This window comes from Streptomyces hamibioticus (assembly GCF_047946815.1).
Taxonomy (GTDB): domain Bacteria; phylum Actinomycetota; class Actinomycetes; order Streptomycetales; family Streptomycetaceae; genus Streptomyces.
Map to the genome: position 1 here is coordinate 1,235,676 of NZ_JBKKQY010000001.1, position 15,559 is coordinate 1,251,234.

Annotated in this window: 9 protein-coding genes and 1 pseudogene; 7 read left to right on the top strand and 3 right to left on the bottom strand. The window is 72.5% G+C overall.

Going from position 1 to position 15,559, the window contains the following annotated elements:
- Positions 1–11: 11 nt before the first annotated feature.
- From fdhD to ACLGIH_RS05605, 3 genes and pseudogenes are all read left to right on the top strand, one after another.
- Positions 12–851 (top strand): annotated as a pseudogene (gene fdhD / locus ACLGIH_RS05595) (formate dehydrogenase accessory sulfurtransferase FdhD); the annotation flags it as partial.
- A gap of 238 nt (positions 852–1,089) precedes the next feature.
- Positions 1,090–3,021 carry an exo-alpha-sialidase gene (locus ACLGIH_RS05600; protein WP_416524092.1) on the top strand — a complete coding sequence of 644 codons (1,932 nt, stop codon included), beginning with the start codon at positions 1,090–1,092 and terminating at the stop codon, positions 3,019–3,021.
- An 11-nt stretch (positions 3,022–3,032) separates the two neighbouring features.
- Positions 3,033–4,262, top strand: a complete 1,230-nt coding sequence (locus tag ACLGIH_RS05605) for a hypothetical protein (RefSeq protein WP_416524093.1) — start codon at positions 3,033–3,035, stop codon at positions 4,260–4,262.
- On the opposite strand, the gene ACLGIH_RS05610 is transcribed toward ACLGIH_RS05605, so the two are convergent.
- On the bottom strand, positions 4,198–5,223 hold the full coding sequence (locus tag ACLGIH_RS05610) for a bile acid:sodium symporter family protein (protein WP_416529296.1): 1,026 nt from the start codon (positions 5,221–5,223) through the stop codon (positions 4,198–4,200). The two genes, ACLGIH_RS05605 and ACLGIH_RS05610, sit on opposite strands and share 65 nt — an antisense overlap.
- A 256-nt stretch (positions 5,224–5,479) precedes the next feature.
- Here ACLGIH_RS05610 and ACLGIH_RS05615 point away from each other — a divergent pair, with 256 nt between their 5' ends.
- From ACLGIH_RS05615 to ACLGIH_RS05625, 3 genes are all read left to right on the top strand, one after another.
- Positions 5,480–6,355 carry a LysR substrate-binding domain-containing protein gene (locus ACLGIH_RS05615; protein WP_416524094.1) on the top strand — a complete coding sequence of 292 codons (876 nt, stop codon included), beginning with the start codon at positions 5,480–5,482 and terminating at the stop codon, positions 6,353–6,355.
- 239 nt (positions 6,356–6,594) lie between these two features.
- Positions 6,595–8,421: an AMP-dependent synthetase/ligase gene (locus ACLGIH_RS05620; protein ID WP_416524095.1), complete on the top strand. Its 1,827-nt coding sequence runs from the start codon at positions 6,595–6,597 to the stop codon at positions 8,419–8,421.
- Positions 8,422–8,527: 106 nt separating this feature from the next.
- Positions 8,528–9,364, top strand: a complete 837-nt coding sequence (locus ACLGIH_RS05625; protein ID WP_416524096.1) for an aldo/keto reductase — start codon at positions 8,528–8,530, stop codon at positions 9,362–9,364.
- A gap of 103 nt (positions 9,365–9,467) precedes the next feature.
- Here ACLGIH_RS05625 and ACLGIH_RS05630 read toward each other — a convergent pair whose 3' ends face one another.
- Positions 9,468–10,370, bottom strand: a complete 903-nt coding sequence (locus ACLGIH_RS05630; RefSeq protein WP_416524097.1) for a class I SAM-dependent methyltransferase — start codon at positions 10,368–10,370, stop codon at positions 9,468–9,470.
- A gap of 172 nt (positions 10,371–10,542) precedes the next feature.
- Positions 10,543–12,270 (bottom strand): glycoside hydrolase family 6 protein, encoded by a 1,728-nt coding sequence (locus tag ACLGIH_RS05635; protein WP_416524098.1) that lies wholly within the window; start codon positions 12,268–12,270, stop codon positions 10,543–10,545.
- Positions 12,271–12,547: 277 nt separating this feature from the next.
- Here ACLGIH_RS05635 and ACLGIH_RS05640 point away from each other — a divergent pair, with 277 nt between their 5' ends.
- Positions 12,548–15,463, top strand: a complete 2,916-nt coding sequence (locus ACLGIH_RS05640; protein ID WP_416524099.1) for a glycoside hydrolase family 48 protein — start codon at positions 12,548–12,550, stop codon at positions 15,461–15,463.
- Positions 15,464–15,559 lie beyond the last annotated feature (96 nt).

The window sequence follows — 15,559 nt, forward strand, 5'->3', positions numbered from 1 at the left end:
CTGATCAGGACATGGGACGGGTCACGGAACGCCGCAAGGTCATCCGCATCCGGGACGGGGCGGTCTCCACCCGGCCGGACACGCTCGTCGCCGAGGAGCCCCTGGAGATCCGGCTGAACGGCAGACCGCTGGCCATCACCATGCGCACGCCCGGCGACGACTTCGCGCTCGCCGCCGGGTTCCTGGTCAGCGAGGGCGTGCTCGCCGAGCGGAGCGAGCTGCGCAACATCGCGTACTGCGCGGGCGCCACGGCCGAGGGCGAGAACACGTACAACGTGGTGGACGTGCGGACCGCTCCCGGCGTCGCGGTGCCGGACATCACCCTGGAGCGGAACGTCTACACGACCTCCTCCTGCGGACTGTGCGGCAAGGCCGGCCTCGACGCGGTGCGCACCACGGCCCGGTGGCCCGTCGCCGACACGCCCCGCGTCGTGGTGGACCCGGCGCTGCTGGCGGGCCTGCCCGAGCGGCTGCGCGCCGCCCAGCGAGTCTTCGACCGCACCGGCGGTCTGCACGCGGCGGCCCTGTTCGCGCCGGACGGCGAACTGCTGGACGTCCGGGAGGACGTGGGCCGGCACAACGCGGTCGACAAGCTGGTGGGCCGCGCCCTGCAGGACGGCACGCTGCCGTTGTCCCGGTCGATCCTGCTGGTGTCGGGCCGGGCCTCGTTCGAGCTGGCGCAGAAGGCCGTGATGGCCGGCATCCCGATGCTGGCGGCGGTGTCGGCGCCGTCCTCGCTCGCGGTGGACCTGGCCGAGGAGACGGGCCTGACGCTCGTGGGGTTCCTGCGCGGCGGCTCGATGAACGTGTACGCGGGCGAGGACCGCATCACCCTGCCCGGTGCCTCGGCCGGCGCCGCGGAGCCCGGGCCGGGCGACCCGCGCGGGATGCCGGGCAACGCGCAGTGGGCACCGAGCGACACGCGAACGACCCCGTAGAGCGATACGCACGACCCCGTAGAGCGACACGCACGACCTCGTAGAGCGACACGCGCACGATCTCGTAGGACGTATCGGACATGTGATGTCTTGATCTACTGATGCCCCGACGACCGGCTACCGACCAGCCGCCTGAAGGGCAGACCGCCAGATGCCGTCCTCTCCCCGCTTCCGCCCGAGAGTGCCGAGATCCCTGAAATCCCCGGGATCCCCGGGGACCCCGGGGACCCCGAGATTCCCGCTGACCGCCCTCGCCGCCCTGCTCGCCCTGGCCACGACCGCCGCCGCACTCCCCGCCCAGGCCCAGCCCCGCCGCGATGCCGCGCAGTTCGGGCAGCAGGTGCTCTTCAAGGCCGACCGGGACCCCGGCTACGCCTGCTTCCGGATCCCGGCGATCGTGCGGACCACGAAGGGCACTCTCCTGGCCTTCGCCGAGGGCCGGGTCCTCAACTGCGGAGACGCCGCCGACATCGACATCGTGCTCAAGCGCTCCACCGACGGCGGCCGGACCTGGGGCCCGCTCCGGGTCGTCAACGACGGCGGCGGCGACACCCACGGCAACCCGGCACCGGTCGTGGACCGCGCCACCGGACGCGTCCTGCTGGCCGAGACGTACAACACCGGCCGTACGGACAGCGGCAACTGCGCCGTGCCCTGCGACCGCACCCCCCACCTCCAGTACAGCGACGACGACGGCCTGACCTGGTCCGAGCCGCGCGACCTGAGCGCCGAGATCCTGCCGCCCGACTGGAACTCCTGGTACGCGACCGGCCCCGTGCACGGCATCCAGCTGACCCGGGGGGCCCACGCCGGACGGCTGGTGTTCGGCGTCAACGCCGAGACCTTCGACGGCACCCGGATCACCGCCAACCACGCGGCGCTCGTCGTCAGCGACGACGGGGGCGACACCTGGCGGATCGGCGCCACCGACAGCCGGCCGGTCGCCGCCGACGGCACCCACCGGCAGAAGCCGTCCGAGGTGACCCTCACCGAGCGCGCCGACGGCTCGCTGCTGGTCAGCGGCCGGGAGGAGAACGGCACCGACCTCGGCCACCGCTCCCAGGCCGTCAGCCGGGACGGCGGTGAGACCTTCGCCGCGCCCTTCCGCGCCCTGCCGGACTTCTACACCCCGCAGGTGCAGGGCGCCCTGCTGCGCCTCGGCGACCGCCTGCTGCTGTCCGCGCCGGCCGATCCCGACCGCCGCCGCACGATGGCGGTCCGCTCCTCCCACGACGGCGGCGCCACCTGGGACAGCGTCGACCGGGGCACGATCGTCACCCGGGACTGGTCCGGCTACTCCGACATGGTGGCCGTCGACGGCTCGACCGTGGGACTGCTCTACGAGGCGGGCGCGGTCGACGCACGGGACGAGATCCGGTTCGCCCGGTTCACCGAGGGCTGGCTCCGGCCCCGCCGCGGCCCCGATCCGACCACCCCGGACCTCGCGCCGGGTGCCCTGCCCGCCGCCGTCCTCGGCGGTGCCCGGGCGACGGACGGCGCGGTCGGCGGCGCGCTCGCGTTCGACGGCGCCGACGACTCCGTACGCCTTCCGTACCGCTCCGGACTGCCGCTGGGGGACGGCGACTTCACGGTGTCGCTGTGGTTCCGGTACAGGCAGACCGAAGGGGAGCAGCCGCTGCTGTGGATGGGCGGGACCGGCACCCGCCGGCCCCAGGTCTGGCTGCGCGCCGAGCCCGCGCACGGCCGGGTGCAGGCGCTGATCACCGCGCGCGCCGGGGCGGCCGCGCCGCGGTCGGCGTACGTGCGCACCGACGGCGCGTACAACGACGGCGCGTGGCACCGGGCGGTGCTGCGCCGGGGCGGCGGGCGGCTCACGCTGGCCGTCGACGGTACGCGGGTGAGCACGGCGGACGTGCCGGGCTCGGTCAGCCGCGACTCGCCGTTCGGGGTGCACGTCGGCGCCCGTATGGACGGCCGCGCCCACTTCGCCGGCGCCGTCGACGACGTGCACGTCTGGGACCGGGCGCTGACCGACGCGGAGATCGCCGCCGGCAATCCCGCGTCGGCGGCCGGCGACACCGTCCTGCACCTCCCCATGGACCGGGTGGCCGCGAGCAACTAACGTCCCGGAGCGTGCCCGACGACGCACGCGCCCGACGCCGGTGGGGAACGGGGCTCGGCCTGCTGCTGACCCTGGTTCTCGCGGCCGTGCTGCTCACCGCCCTCCCGGACGACCGCGACCGGGAGGGTGGCGGCCGTTGCGTACCGCAGACCGTCGCCTCCTGGAAGCCGGACGAGCGGCTCACTGAAGCGTTCGCCCGGTACGGCGACGACGGTTCCCGCACCGACGACTGGACCGGCGGTGACGGGACGCACTCGGTGCGGCTGCCGGACGGCCGGGTGCTGTGGCTGTTCTCCGACACCTTCCTGGGCCGGGTGCACGCCCCGCCCAACCCGGTCGGCGAGTCCTACGCCTGGCGGGACACCACGGCCCCGCTGGTGCGCAACTCGGCGGTGGTGATGCGCGGCGGCCGGCCCGAGCGCACGCTGCCCGCGCCGCTGTTCGCCGACCCGGCGCCGGACCAGTGGCGCTGGCCGGTCGCCGCCCGCGTCGAGCCACGCTCCCCCGGCGCCTCCGAGCAGGTCCTGCGGGTGCTGCTGTGGGTGCGCACGGCCGGCTCGGCGCCCTGGATCTACGGGGTGCCGACCGCCACCGAGGTGGCCACGCTGTCGCTGCCCGGGCTGCGCGTGGAGTCGGTCGTGAAGGTGCTCGACCAGCAACTGATCCCCGACCCGGCCCGGCGGGTGCTGTTCGGCACCACGCTCCTGGCCGAGGGCGGCTTCACCTATGTCTTCGGCGGCGACGACCGGCAGGCGGGCTCCGGTCCGGTCTCCCACGCGTACGTGGCCCGGGTGCCGGAGGGCCGGCTCGCGGACCCCGCCGCGTGGCGGTACTGGACCGGCTCGGCCTGGGCGGCCGGGGCGCCGCCCGGGCCGGTGCTGGGGGACGGCCGGCGCACCGGTGTGGGCAGCGCGTTCTCCGTCGTCCGCACCGGCGGCGGCTACGTGCTGTTCACGATGGCCGCGGGCACCGAGGGCCTGACGACGGTCACGGCGTACTGGGCGTGTTCCCCGACGGGCCCGTGGCACGGTCCGGCGGCCCGGTTCCGCCCGCCGCTGCCGGACGGCGAGGTCGCGGCGTACAACCCGCAGACGCACCCCGTGCTGAGCCAGGACGGGCGGCTGGTGCTGAGCTACGACGTCAACTGGCTGGAGACGACCGGGGCGGCGGCGCAGCTCAGCCGGAACGTGTCCCTGTACCGGCCCCGGTTCGTGACCCTGCGTCTGGCCCCGGCCCGGTGACCTCCTCGGCGGCACCCGCCGCGGCGTCGTGCGAGCGGCGTCTGGCGATGACCGCGCACACCATCAGCTGCATCTGGTGGAACAGCATCAGCGGCAGCACGGCCAGCGAGGCGTGCGCGCCGAACAGGACACCGGCCATGGGCAGCCCGGCGGCGAGGGACTTCTTGGAGCCGGCGAACTGGATCGCGATGCGGTCCTCCCGGTCGAAGCGCAGCGCCTTGGCTCCGTACCAGGTCAGGGCGAGCATCACGGCCAGCAGGACCGCCTCGGCGGCGAGCAGCCCGCCGAGCCGGGCAGGGCTCACCTGGTGCCAGATGCCCTGCACCATGCCCTGACTGAACGCCGCGTAGACGACGAGCAGGATGGAGCCGCGGTCGACGAGCCCCAGCCCCTTCTTGTGCCGGGTGACGAAGCCGCCGATCCAGCGGCGCAGCACCTGCCCCGCGAGGAACGGCGCCAGCAGCTGAAGCACGATCTTCAGCACCGAGTCGGCGGAGAACCCGCCGACGCCGCCGCCCAGCAGCGAGGCGGCCAGCAGCGGCGTGACCACGATGCCGACCAGGGAGGAGAAGGAGCCCGCGCAGATCGCGGCGGGCACGTTGCCGCGGGCGATGGAGGTGAAGGCGATCGAGGACTGGATGGTGGACGGGACGAGGGTGAGGAAGAGCAGGCCCTGGTACAGGGGGTCGGTCAGGACCACCGGGACGAGCCCGCGCGAGGCCAGACCCAGCAGCGGGAAGACGACGAACGTGCACGCCAGGACGGTGACGTGGAGCCGCCAGTGCTTGAGTCCGTCCCAGGCCTCACGGGTGGAGAGCCGGGCGCCGTAGAGGAAGAACAGCAGGGCGATCGCGGCCGTGGAGGCACCGGAGACGACGTCGGAGGCCGTGCCGCGGGCGGGCAGCAGGGCGGCGAGGCCGACCGTCCCGAGCAGCAGCAGGATGTACGGGTCGATCGGCAGCCGGCCGGGCCGTCGCAGGCGTATCACGGTGCTCCACTCGCTCCTTGTCCTCGTCCCCGTCGGGGTCGGGCCCCCGGCCTCTGGGTCTCCGGGGCTCCAGGTCTCCGGGACTCCGGGACTCCGGGACTCCGGGACTCCGGGACTCCGGCACCCCGGGTCTCCTCCTCATGGTGCCCCCTCACCCGGCGATCGGGAATCCGGTACACCGCTCTCACTGTCATCGCGATCCGTGATGGGCCCCCCTACCATGGCAGGCGTGTACGACCCTTCTCACCTGCGGACCTTCCTGTCGGTGGCACAGACGCTGAGTTTCACGCAGGCCGCCCGGCGGCTCGGGCTGCGCCAGTCCACCGTGAGCCAGCACGTGCGGCGCCTGGAGGACGCCACCGGGCGTCCGCTGTTCACCCGGGACACCCACTCGGTGGAGCTGACGGAGGACGGCGAGGCGATGCTCGGCTTCGCGCGCCGGATCCTGGAGGCGCAGGAGCAGGCGGCGGCGTTCTTCACCGGCACCCGGCTGCGCGGCCGGTTGCGCTTCGGGGCGTCCGAGGACTTCGTCCTCACCCGGCTGCCGGAGATCCTGGAGGGCTTCCGGCACGATCACCCCGAGGTCGACCTGGAGCTGACGGTGGAGCTGTCCGGCACGCTGCACGAGCGGCTGGCCGCCGGGAAGCTGGACCTGGTGCTGGCCAAGCGGCGCCCCGAGGACCGGCGCGGCCGGCTGGTCTGGCACGACCGGCTGGTCTGGATCGGCGCGGAGCGGCTGCGCCTGGACCCCGACCGCCCGGTGCCGCTGATCGTCTATCCGCCGCCCGGCATCACCCGTGCGCTGGCCCTGGAGGCGCTGGAGCGGCAGGGCCGCCAGTGGCGGATCGCCTGCACCAGCGGCAGCCTCAACGGGCTGATCGCGGCGGCCCGCGCGGGCCTCGGCGTGATGGCGCACTCCCGCGGGCTGGTCCCGCCGGGCCTGGTGCGGATGCCGGAGCGCGCCGGGCTGCCGGAGCTGGGCCGGGTCGACTTCGTCCTGGTCACCGCGGACCGCCCCGCGTCGGCCCAGGACGCGGCGGACGCCCTGGCGCGCGCCATCCTGACGGGCGGGGACCGGCTGCACGCGCCCGGCGCCCGCCGGTAGCGGCGCCGCCGCCGGTCGCGCGACGGTGAGCGGCTTGTACAGATTCGGTGGAGGTTACGGCACCGAAACTTACTCGACGGTCAGGAATCTTGTCCGGACCTTCCCCATGTGCGCGCATTTTCCGTGCCCGGACCGTGGCGGCACGAGCACGGTCCGCGGTCGGCGCCCCTCCCGCCGCCGCCCGGGGTGGGGTAGCTTGCACGGGCGCCGCGGGGCGTCACCAGGAGCGGGAGCGAGGTTTGCGCGAGTTCACGAGCCCTCCGTCGACGTCGGCACCACCGGTGGGGGGTCTGGCCGACATGGTCTTCCGGCATGCCGAGGAGGACCCGCGCCACATCGTCCTGGGGCGCAAGGACGAGCACGGCCGCTGGCGCGACGTGACCGCCGCCGGGTTCCGCGACGAGGTGCTCGCCCTGGCCAAGGGCCTGCTGGCGCGCGGGGTCCGCTTCGGCGACCGGGTCGCCGTGATGTCGCGCACCCGCTACGAGTGGACGCTGTTCGACTTCGCCCTGTGGACGATCGGTGCCCAGGTGGTGCCGGTCTACCCGACGTCCTCGGCCGAGCAGTGCCTCTGGATGCTGCACGACGCCGAGGTCACGGCCGCGGTCGTGGAGCACGAGGACCACGCGATGACCATGGCCACGGTGATCGGCCGGCTGCCCGGACTGCGGCAGCTCTGGCAGCTCGACGCCGGCGCCGTGCAGGAGCTGTACGAGGCCGGCGCCCATCTCGACGACGAGGTGGTGCACCGGCACCGGCAGGCGGTCACGCCCGGCACGGTCGCCACCGTCATCTACACCTCGGGCACCACCGGCCGCCCCAAGGGCTGCGTCATCTCGCACGGCAACTTCATGTACGAGGCGGACACGGTCATCGGGCGCTGGGAGCCGGTGTTCCGTTCCCGCGGGGGCGACGAGGCCTCCACGCTGCTGTTCCTGCCGCTCGCCCACGTCTTCGGGCGGATGGTGCAGGTCGCGGCGATCCGCGGCAAGGTCCGCCTCGGGCACCAGCCGCAGCTGAACGCCGCCGCGCTGCTGCCCGACCTGGCCGCGTTCCGGCCGACGTTCATCCTGGCCGTGCCGTACATCTTCGAGAAGGTGTTCCACGCGGCCCGGCGCAAGGCCGAGAAGGAGGGCAGGGCCGGGCCCTTCGAGAAGGCCGTCGACGTGGCGGTGAAGTACGCCGAGGCGGTGGAGGAGAAGGCCTGGGGGCTCGGCCCGGGTCCGTCGGCCGGCCTGCGCATGCAGCACCAGTTCTTCGACAAGGTCGTCTACGCCAAGGTGCGGGCGGCGATGGGCGGCCGGGTCCGCAACGCCATGTCGGGCGGCTCGGCGATGGACCGGCGGCTCGGGCTGTTCTTCGCGGGCGCGGGCGTGCAGATCTACGAGGGGTACGGCCTGACCGAGTCCACCGCGGCGGCGACCGCCAACCCGCCCGGGCGCACCCGGTACGGCACGGTCGGGCAGCCCATTCCGGGCGTCACCGTGCACATCGCGGACGACGGCGAGATCTGGCTGCACGGCGGCAATGTCTTCCAGGGCTACCTGAACAACCCCGAGGCCACCCACGAGACCCTGCACGACGGCTGGCTGGCCACCGGCGACCTGGGCTCACTCGACGAGGACGGCTACCTCACCATCACCGGCCGCAAGAAGGAGATCCTGGTCACGTCCGGCGGCAAGAGCCTCTCGCCCGGCCCGCTGGAGGAGCGCGTCCGGGACCATCCGCTGATCGGCCAGTGCATCGTGGTCGGCAACGACCGCCCGTACGTCGCCGCCCTGGTCACCCTGGACCACGAGGCCGTCGAGCACTGGCTGACGATGCGCAACAAGCCCCGGCCCTCCCCGGCCGAGCTGGTGCGCGACCCCGACCTGGAGACGGAGGTGCGGCGCGCGGTGGTGGCGGCCAACACGCTGGTCTCCCAGGCCGAGTCGATCCGGACCTTCCGCATCCTGGCCCAGCCGTTCACCGAGGAGCACGGGCTGCTCACCCCGTCGCTGAAACTCAAGCGCAGGGCGATCGAGAAGGCCTACGCGGACGAGGTCGAGGCGCTGTACCGGGCGTGAGGCCGGTACCGGACGTGCCGGATTTCACCGGTCAGGAATGCATCCCGCCGTGTGATCGTTGACGATGGGACGTACCACCTGACCACAACCGAAGGATCAACAGCTCGTGAGCAGCCAGGTCCCCCCGATCACCCTGAACAACGGCGTCGAGATGCCCCAGCTGGGCTTCGGCGTCTGGCAGGTGCCGGACGACGAGGCCGAGAGTGCCGTCGCCACGGCACTGGAGGCCGGGTACCGCAGCATCGACACAGCGGCGATCTACGGCAACGAAGAGGGCACCGGCAGGGCCATCGCCGCCTCCGGCATCGCCCGCGAGGACCTCTTCGTCACCACCAAGCTCTGGAACAGCGACCAGGGGTACGACTCGACCCTGCGGGCCTTCGACACGTCCCTGGCCAAGCTCGGCCTGGACTACGTGGACCTGTACCTGATCCACTGGCCGCTGCCGTCCAAGGACCGGTACGTGGACACCTACCGGGCGTTCGAGAAGCTGCACGCCGACGGCCGGGTCCGGGCCATCGGCGTCTCCAACTTCCTGCCGGAGCACCTTCGGCGGCTGATCGACGAGACGTCGGTCATCCCGGCGGTCAACCAGATCGAGCTGCACCCGCACCTCCAGCAGCACGCCGCGCGTGAGTTCCACGCGGAGCAGGGCATCGCCACCGAGGCCTGGTCCCCGCTCGGGTCCGGCAAGGGCATCCTGGAGATCCCGGCGATCGTGGCGATCGCCCAGAAGCACGGCCGCACCCCGGCCCAGGTCGTGCTGCGCTGGCACCTCCAGACCGGCAACGTCGTGATCCCGAAGTCCGTGACGCCGTCCCGGATCAAGGAGAACATCGACGTCTTCGGCTTCAGCCTGGACACCGAGGACCTCGCCGCGATCAGCGCGGTGAACGAGGACCGGCGCCTGGGCCCGGACCCGGCCGAGTTCGACGTGGTCTGACGGCCCGCCCCCGGCGTACGGCGAAGGCCCGGCGCACCCCGCACCAGGGGAGCCGGGCCTTCGCCGCACGAGGCCTGCCCCTCCCGCTCGGGCCGGTGCCCGCTCAGGCCGGCCGGACCGCCGTGTACACCGTGTGCGCCACCAGGACGAACACGTCGGGGCGCCGGTGGACGCCCGCCTCGTCGTCGGGGTCGAGCAGCCGGTCGAGGGTGGCGAGGTCGTCCGGGTCGACGCGGCCGGCGACCCGTTCGCGCAGCCGGGACAGCTGCGCGGCGACATAGGCCCGGGCCGGGTCGGAGACCGGGGCGGGCAGGTCCAGCAGGAAGCTGCGGGTGCCGGAGGGCTTGAGCCCGGCGGCGCTCAGCAGCGCCGGCCAGTCCTCCGTCTCGGCGACGGAGCCGGGCAGCTCGGCGCGCATCTCGGCGAACACGTCCTCGTTCACCGCGTCCAGCCGCGCGTGCAGACCCGGCCGCCCGATGCCGAGGTCCCTGGGCAGGAACCTGGCGGGCAACCCGCCCTCCAGGATCGCCAGGGTGCCGCCGGGCGCCAGGTGCCCGGCGAAGCCGGCCAGCCCCGCCCGCTGGTCGCCCAGGTGGTGCAGGCTCTGGCTGGCCCACAGCAGGTCCACGGGGTAGTCGAGGTCGTCCAGTACCCCCGGCAGCTCACCGGCCAGGGTGGCGAACCGGTCGGCGACACCGAGGCGGTCCGCGCGGTCCCGGGCCCGTTCCAGCAGCGGTTCGGCACCGTCGACGGCGACCACGCGGGCGCCGGGGAAGGCCTCGGCGAGCACCCCGGAGACGACGCCGGGACCGCTGCCCGCGTCGACGACCAGCCCGGGTTCGGTCACGTCCCGCGCCAGCCAGGCCATGGCCTGCCGGTACAGCGGCGTGTACAGCTCCGCCTGCGCCTCCAGCAGCGGGGCCATCGCCGCCCAGTCGAAGTCGGCGTGGTCGTGGTGGTGTCCCTGCCGGTGCGTGTGCTGGTCGTGGTCGTGCTCGTGCGCCATGGTGGTCACCCTCTCGCTCGGGATGCCGCCAGCGTGCGACGGCACACCGCGATACGACAAATCATGTTGCCGTAATCGCAAAAGGCGCCCCAGGGGGGTGCAGCGCGGTGCCCGGTCCGCAGGAGGACCGGGCCGGGCACCGCGGCCGGGTGGGCGACCCGTCAGGTCCCGCCTACGACAGCGGCGGGTACGCGTTCCGCATCAGCTCCTGGAACTGTGCGGAGAACCAGTGTCCGGAGACCGGCGCGTCGGGCAGGGCGCCCGTGGGGTTGTTGCCGTTGCGCGGGTTGCCGGTGTACGTCGGGTCGCACATCCGGTCGAAGCCCTTGCCCTCGTCGTTCGGGATCTGCTTGCTGGCACCGTCGGACTCGCCCGGCGGCTTCATCCACACATAGGCGTCGATGCCGGTGGCCGGGTTGGCCTGCGGACGTTCGCCGAGGCCCGCCCCGGACTGGTTGCACCAGTTGCCGAGGTGGATGCGGCGGTCGTAGCGCCCGCCGTCGACATAGGCGTCCACGCTGGTCCTCGGGCCCGGTCCGGCGGGCCGGTTCGGGCCGCCCCAGCCGTTGCGGGAGGTGTCGATCAGCATGCCGACGCCGGAGTTGAAGCCGACCGAGACCAGCTCGTTGCGGAACGCCTGGGCGAAGGACAGCTCGTCGACGTACCGGTTCCAGTCCACCCACTTGGACTGGCGCACGGAGGTGCCGTTGACGCTGTCGCCGATGCCGAAGTTCTCCTCCTTCAGGGCGCTGTAGTTGGCGGTGTTGGTGATGAAGCCGTGCACGTCGTTGACGGTGGCGCCCTCGGCGGTGGCCGCCTCCTTGATCACGTCGGCGGAGGCGCCGAAGTTGTCGTCCCAGCCGATCCAGCCGTGGTGACCGGCGTCCACGTAGTTGTAGACGTTGGGCACGTCGCCGAGCCTGTTCAGGGCGTAGCCGACGCCCTTCACGTAATTGCCGTTGGCCAGCATGGTGTTGCACTGCTCGGTGGCGGTGGGCCGTCTGCCGGTGTTGGTGACCAGGTTGGGCAGCGAGTCGATCTCCACCGTGGTGACGATCCGCAGGTCCGCGTACTTCGGATCGGCGAGGATCCCGGCGATCGGGTCGATGTACTCCGTCTTGTAGCGGCCGATCTCGGTCGGGCCCAGCTCGCCGTTGGAGGCGAGGGCCGCGCAGTCGCGGCCGGGCAGGTTGTAGATGACCAGCTGGATCACCAGCTCGTCGGAGCCCTTCTGGGCGAGGGCCTCGTCGAGGTGGTCGCGCAGGCCCATCCCGCCGTTGACGCCCTCGATCGCGGCGGTGCGGTCCAGCCACACGCCGGTGGGCTGGTCGGCGATGCGGGCGCCGCCGGGCTCGGCGGCGGCCTTCTCGGCCCACTCCGGGTTGACGTACACCTTCGCCCCGGCGTAGGGGTTGTCCACCCGGTCGCCGGTCTCCGGCGGGTCGGTCGGGTCCGGCGGGTCGGTCGGGCCGCCGCCTCCGTCGTCGACGTTGCAGGTCACCCCGTCGAGGGTGAAGGTGGCGGGGACGGCGTTGGTGCCGCTGTAGGAGGCCTGGAAGCCGAAGCTCACCGAACCCCCGGTGCCCAGCGCGGCGTTGTAGGACTCGTTGGTCGCGGTGACGGCCGCACCGCTCTGGCTGACCTTCGCGTTCCAGCCGTTGGCGACCTTCTGGTCGCCGGCGTAACTCCACTTCACCGACCAGCCCGACTTGGCGGCCCCGTTGTTGGTGACGGTGACGGCGGCGGTGAAGCCGGTGCCCCATTGGTTCTGCACCTGGTAGTCCACGGTGCAGGGGACGGCCGCCGCCCCGACGCCGCCCGGCTGGACGGCGAACGCCGTGCCGGTGGCCCCGGCGACGAGCGCGAGGGCGGCCAGTAACGCTGTTCTGCTACGGCTCATGGGTGCGGGTTTCCTCTTCGTCGACTCGGGCACGCCGCGACGGACGCGCCGCACGATGGAACCGCTCCCACTGGTGCCGTCGAAGCTAGCGCCAAGTGACGGCGAAGAACAGAGGCAGTCGCCGACTTTCCCCGGCTTCCGCCTGTCGAATGTATTCGACTCTTCAAGCACCTTGACCGCTCAGACCCCCCTCTTCAGTATGGGAGCGCTCCCACTGGTTCACAGCTTGTAGCTCCTCCCCCCACTCCGCTTCCGAGCGCAAGGAGGAACCAGCACCATGCATCCCAGACGCAGACGCCGTGCCACGCGGCGGCTGTGGACCGCCGCCCTGGCGGCCCTCGCCCTACCGCTGACCATGGCGGGCACGGGCGCGACCCCCGCCCACGCGGCGGCGGTCCAGTGCAGCGTGGACTACAAGACCAACGACTGGGGCTCCGGCTTCACCGCGGACCTGACGCTGACCAACCGCGGTACGCAGGCCCTCGACGGCTGGACCCTGACCTACGACTACGCCGGAAACCAGAAGCTGACGAACGGATGGAACGGCGCCTGGTCCCAGTCCGGCAAGACGATCACCGTGCGGAACGCCCCGTACAACGGGCGGATCGCCGCCGGCGCCGCCGTGTCCACGGGCGCGCAGTTCACCTACTCCGGGACCAACACCGCCCCGGCGAGCTTCGCGGTCAACGGCACCCCGTGCACCGGCGCCCACCAGCCGCCGATCACCGTGCTGACCAGCCCGGAGCCGGGTTCGGTCCACACTCAGGGCGAGGCGGTGCCGCTGGCGGCCACCGCCGCCGCCGCCGACGACGCCACCATCACCAAGGTGGAGTTCTACGACGACACGACGCTGCTGGGCACCGACACCAGCGCGCCCTACACCTTCTCGGCCACGGGTTTGACCGTGGGCAGTCACTCCCTGGTGGCGAAGGCGTACGACAGCATGGGCGCCTCCGCCAGCTCGACGCCCGTCGGCATCACGGTCGCCTCGGGACCGGCCGTGGTCGCCACGCCCGCCCAACTGGGCGTCCGGCAGGGCGAGTCGGGCACCTACGAGGTGAAGCTGTCCAAGCAGCCGGCCGCGGACGTGACCGTGACGACGGCCCGCGCGAGCGGCAACACGGGCCTGTCCGTCACCGGCGGCGCGAGGCTCACCTTCACCCCCTCGAACTGGGACACCGCGCAGCGGGTGACCGTCACCGCCGACGGCTCCGGCACCGGCTCGGCGGTCTTCGAGTCCACCGCGCCCGGCCACGGCAAGGCCTCGGTCACCGTGACCCAGCTCGGTGCCTCGAAGGCGTACGACGCCCGGTTCCTGGAGCTCTACGGGAAGATCACCGACCCGGCGAACGGCTACTTCTCCCCCGAGGGCGTTCCGTACCACTCGGTGGAGACGCTGATCGTCGAGGCCCCGGACCACGGCCATGAGACCACCTCGGAGGCGTACAGCTATCTGATCTGGCTCCAGGCCATGTACGGCAAGGTGACCGGCGACTGGACCAAGTTCAACAGCGCGTGGGAGCTGATGGAGAAGTACATGATCCCGACGCGCGCGGACCAGCCGACGAACTCCTTCTACACCCCGTCCAAGCCCGCGACGTACGCGCCGGAGCACGACCAGCCCAGCCAGTACCCGTCGGTGCTGGACCCGGCCGTCCCGGTGGGCCCGGACCCGATCGCCGGTGAGCTGAAGTCCGCGTACGGCACGGACGACGTCTACGGCATGCACTGGCTCCAGGACGTCGACAACGTCTACGGCTACGGCAACGAGCCGGGCAAGTGCGAGGCGGGCCCGACGGCGACCGGACCGTCGTACATCAACACCTTCCAGCGCGGTCCGCAGGAGTCGGTGTGGGAGACGATCCCGCAGCCGACCTGTGACGCCTTCAAGTACGGCGGGCCGAACGGCTATCTGGACCTGTTCACCAAGGACGCCTCCTACGCCAAGCAGTGGAAGTTCACCAACGCCCCGGACGCCGACGCGCGCGCCGTGCAGGCCGCGTACTGGGCGGACCTGTGGGCCGAGGAGCAGGGCAAGGGCGGTCAGGTGGCCGGCACCGTCGCCAAGGCGGCGAAGATGGGCGACTACCTGCGCTACGCCATGTACGACAAGTACTTCAAGAAGATCGGCAACTGCGTGGGTCCGTCCACCTGCCCGGCGGGCACCGGCAAGGACTCCTCGCACTACCTGCTGTCCTGGTACTACGCCTGGGGCGGCGCCACCGACACGTCGGCCGGCTGGGCCTGGCGCATCGGCTCCAGCCACGCGCACGGCGGCTACCAGAACCCGATGGCCGCCCACGCGCTCGCCAGCAACCCCGACCTGAAGCCGAAGTCGGCGACCGGTCAGGCGGACTGGGCCAAGTCCCTGGACCGGCAGGTCGAGTTCTACCGCTGGCTGCAGTCGTCGGAGGGCGCCATCGCCGGCGGCGCGACCAACAGCTGGGCGGGCCGCTACGCCACTCCCCCGGCCGGGACCCCGACCTTCTACGGCATGTACTACGACGAGAAGCCGGTGTACCACGACCCGCCCTCCAACCAGTGGTTCGGTTTCCAGGCGTGGTCCATGCAGCGGGTCGCCGAGCTGTACCAGCAGACCGGCAACGCCATGGCCAAGACGGTCCTGGACAAGTGGGTCGACTGGGCGCTGTCGGAGACCACGATCAACCCGGACGGCACGTTCCGCATCCCGTCCACGCTCCAGTGGTCGGGCGCGCCCGACACCTGGAACGCCGCCGCCCCCGGGGCCAACGACAACCTGCACGTCACCGTGACCGACTACACCAGCGACGTCGGGGTGGCGGGTTCCTTCGCCAACACGCTGATCCACTACGCGGACCGCTCCGGTGACACCGAGGCGGCGAGCACGGCGAAGGCGCTGCTGGACGGCATGTGGGAGCACCACCAGGACGCGCTCGGCATCGCCGTCCCGGAGACCCGCGCCGACTACAACCGCTTCGACGACCCGGTGCACGTCCCGGACGGCTGGACCGGCACCATGCCGAACGGCGACGTGATCGACTCCTCGTCCACCTTCGCCTCGATCCGCTCCTTCTACGAGGACGACCCTGCCTGGTCGAAGATCGAGAGCTATCTGGCGGGCGGTGCCGCGCCCGTCTTCACGTACCACCGGTTCTGGGCTCAGGCGGACATCGCCCTGGCCATGGGCTCGTACGCGGAGCTTCTCGAATAGTCCCGCTGCCGCTCCGCGTACCGGGCCGGGCGGCTCCCCGCACGGGGGGCCGCCCGGCCGCCGTCGCGCCCACCCTCCCCACCGAAAGGGATCCCA

Coding starts and splice junctions, on each gene's coding strand:
- ACLGIH_RS05600 (WP_416524092.1), top strand. CDS start 1,090: ATGCCGTCCTCTCCCCGCTTCCGCCCGAGAGTGCCGAGATCCCTGAAA.
- ACLGIH_RS05640 (WP_416524099.1), top strand. CDS start 12,548: ATGCATCCCAGACGCAGACGCCGTGCCACGCGGCGGCTGTGGACCGCC.
- ACLGIH_RS05630 (WP_416524097.1), bottom strand. CDS start 10,370: ATGGCGCACGAGCACGACCACGACCAGCACACGCACCGGCAGGGACAC.
- ACLGIH_RS05635 (WP_416524098.1), bottom strand. CDS start 12,270: ATGAGCCGTAGCAGAACAGCGTTACTGGCCGCCCTCGCGCTCGTCGCC.